Annotated in this window: 2 protein-coding genes; both read left to right on the top strand. The window is 48.1% G+C overall.

Annotated elements, in window-relative coordinates; all coding sequences use genetic code 11:
- Positions 1 to 2,969: FkbM family methyltransferase (locus tag B1757_RS03530; protein ID WP_143484207.1), on the top strand; the 2,969-nt coding region annotated here is incomplete at its 5' end.
- Between the two features lie 4 nt (positions 2,970 to 2,973).
- On the top strand, positions 2,974 to 3,648 hold a 675-nt coding region (locus tag B1757_RS03525; RefSeq protein ID WP_143484206.1), incomplete at its 3' end, for a glycosyltransferase family 2 protein.

Here is a 3,648-nt window from a genome sequence, read left to right as displayed (position 1 = left end):
CCACAAAAAATGCCGATATCCGTTCTGCGACGATTCCATCTCTTCTGCCGGAGCAATATTCCCAGTGCGGAGAAGATCTGATAATTCTTTCCCTGTTGACCGCCATGATGAGCAAAGGACAATTGCCAGATCTCAATACCTGTGTCGTCGTGGAAGTGGGGGCTAACCATGCGTTTGCAGGGAGCAATAGCTACCTTCTTTCCAAAAAATTGGGTTTTCGCTCAATCCTTATTGAAGCAAACCCTTCACTCATTGAAGAGCTTGTGAGAGCTCGGCCACTCGATCAGGTAATCCATGCCGCGATTGTGGACGGGGATGAAAAAGAGGTGGATATATGCGTCGCTTCTTCTCACGAGCTTTCTTCACTTTCACCTGAGTTTGTCTCGACATGGCATGACGGCATTATGGGTGGCGGAGAAATGGTATGCGTACCGGCCATGCGTTTGAACGAGTGCCTTGCACTTCATGTTGGTGAAGATAAACATATTGTCTATCTATCCATTGATGTGGAGGGTAAAGATTTATCCATAATAAAAACATTAGATTTTTTGCGTTGGAAGCCTTTGCTGGTGCAACTTGAGCCTTCAGAACACTACGCACCCGGTGAATCTGATCGTATGATCGACTTTATGTCTTTAAACGGCTATACATTGCTAGCCAGAACTGACGTTAATCTTTTGTTTGCATGCGCAGATATAGGATTGTTCTCGACCTCAGATAATGTTGCCATAACACCTGCGTATAAAACTGATTTATCCTCTCAAGAACCAATACTAATGCCCTCAAGTCAACAAGTTGATGTAGCGGAAACTAAAAAGACGTTTGAGGTGGCTGCTGATAATGTCAAACTTTGTATCACTGAGGTTTCCCGATATATAAAGCCTGTTGGTCAAGATCCGTTAGCTAACTGGATATTAGATGCCGCATTTGTAGAGCTTGCTGCATCTTCCGCTAGTTCTAAGAATGCTATCACGCTGGATATTTTTGATACCGCCCTTACTCGCATAAAGCATGAAAGTCCCGTGGACGCTTTTGCAGAAGTAGAAAGCTGCTTGATTCAAACAGTGGGTAAGGCGGCCAAGGGGTTTGCATTAGCACGAGAAACTGCTGAACGTGTGGCGCGCGAGAATCAGCATCATCTTACAAAAGCAGAGGACGTTACCTTTGAGCAGATTTATGCTGAACTACCACAGTTGCTTCCAGATATCGAAGACTGGTCGTTGGTCATGCAGACTGAACTTGCGGTAGAACGATCCACATTGCGCGCGGTACCCGATGTTTTAGAACTGACCAGACGTCTTAAAGAGCAAGGCACCCCCTATGCTTTCGTGTCCGATATGTACTTGTCGCGTACATTCCTCGAAGAAGTATTGAGCGAGAATGGGTATGCTGATTGGACTTGCGTTATGGTTTCCAATGAACTGAATGCAACCAAGGCCACTGGAAGTATATGGAAGCATGTCAAGGCAGAGCTCGGTGAACAGTTGCTCCATATCGGGGATGACAAACATGCCGACGTAGATCATCCCAAGCAATACGGCATCACAACGATTCACTATCCACGTGCCCGCTCATCACGCCGCACTACACAACGACTTGATGAAGCAACAGTAGTTGGTTCGCGTCTGAGGCGTTACATTTCTCTGAGAGAGCGAGCGCAAGGTGAGAAAGTTGCCTCTGATCTTGCAACGCGTTGGCAACAGCTAGGGCAGGCTTTCGGCGGGATTGTAGTAGGTGCCTTCGTTCAATGGCTTGCCGAGAAAGTGAAAACACAGCATATCGATCGCCTTTATTTTTGTGCGCGTGATGGATATTTGATGAAGCAGGCCTGGGATGCATCCGGGTTGTCGGTTGGGCTGGATGTCGAAACACATTATCTATACATATCACGTCAAGCGCTGGTTATTCCGGCTGGTATTCAGTCTAGTACCCCCGATCATTTGTCTAGGACTTTGCTCGATTTTCTGGTTTCTGCCTATGACAACATCACAGTGCTGCAATTGCTTGAGCGTTGTGGCGTCGCGCAAGATTCTGAGGTGATCAGGGCGGCCATGGAAATCTATGGCACTGACTTGAAGAAAGCGATTGTGTCTTGGAAACAAGCCGAGGAATTGCGTACATTATTGCAAGGATTTTCTGCGAAAATTTACGAGGCATTGTTGCCGCGCCTTGCTAATTGTCTGGCATATTTACGTCAGGAAGGTCTATATAATACGGGACGATGTGCCATGGTCGATATGGGATGGCATGGCAGTATGCAGGCCAGTCTACGAGAACTTCTATTGGCAGATGCATCCAAGGCATCCTTGGAGGGATTTTATTACGGGCTGTGGCCTGCTGCTGGGGGAAACCGCTATTCGGCTGGCCCCATGCAGGCCTGTTTTGCTAATGACTTTTTGGCGTCAGAAGAAAAGCAAGCTCCCGTCTGGTACGGCGTGCCCTTTATGGAGCAGCTACACAGTGCAGCACATGGCAGCACTTTGCATTATGCCCTTGGTGATGACCAGCTGATGCATCCAGTATTCCAAGCGAGCGTGCCAGAAGAGCAACAACACCGTGCACACACACAATACTTTCAAGGCGGTGTAGTGAGCGCTGTGGAACAAATATTTGGCGCTGATGAGACGAAACTGCCGGTGAGTCCTCATGAACTCACACCAGCAGCGGGCGTGGCAGCGATGGATGCCCTGTTCTTGTCGCCATTGGATGAAGAAATACAGCTGTTGCAGCATATTGGGCATTGCCCCGATTACGACCACGCCACACACGACCTGATTCTCGATCCGATCATCCCCACTGATGCGGACGCTGTCGAACGTGTATTTCCACCATGCGAATCAAAAATAGCTCAGTTGCGGCTGTGGTTGCAGCCTGGTACGCCGGATGTCGCATGGGTATCAAAGATGGCGCATGAGCGGTTAGGCTATTTGGGTGAACGCGTGTTGAGACAATTCAATATTAAAGGATGAAGTTATGAGCAATGTTTTTCCCAATAGCCGCAAGAGCGCAATTGTTAGCAATGGCCTTGTAGCCATTATTATGCGTACCAAGAACCGCCCGTTATTGTTGGCGCGAGCATTCGCCAGTGTCTTGTCGCAGACCTATAGAAACTGGCGTTTGTGTCTTGTCAACGATGGCGGCGATGCTCGCGAGGTAGAAGAACTCGTACGGCAATATCTCCCCCAATTTGGCGATCGCCTGCTTTTGCGTCATCACGAGCGCAGTCTGGGTATGGAGGCAGCTTCGAACGCGGGCTTATCACTGACAGACAGTGATTATATCGTTGTGCATGACGATGATGATTCCTGGCATCCAGACTTTCTGGAAAAAACCGTCGGATTTCTTGAGAAAGTAGATAATGCGGTTTATGGCGCAGTCGCCGCACGTTGCGAGGTCATTCACGAAGAGATTGTCGGCAATCGTGTTAAGACATTGTCCCGTGAACCCTTGACGTACTGGGAAGATCGCATTGATTTCATGAAGTTGGCACGAAATAATAGCATACCGCCTATATGTCTTTTGATTCGCCGCGGAATTGCCAATGTTGTAGGTAAATTTAACCCGCATCTTCCAGTTTTGGGAGATTGGGACTACAGTCTGCGTATTTTGAGCGTATGTGATATAGGTGTGATCAACGAAGACCTGAGG

Source organism: Acidithiobacillus marinus, from assembly GCF_002847505.1.
GTDB classification, from domain to species: Bacteria; Pseudomonadota; Gammaproteobacteria; order Acidithiobacillales; family Acidithiobacillaceae; genus Acidithiobacillus; species Acidithiobacillus marinus.
Note: the sequence above shows the minus strand (reverse complement) of the source record. Positions and strands in the feature narration are given on the sequence as shown.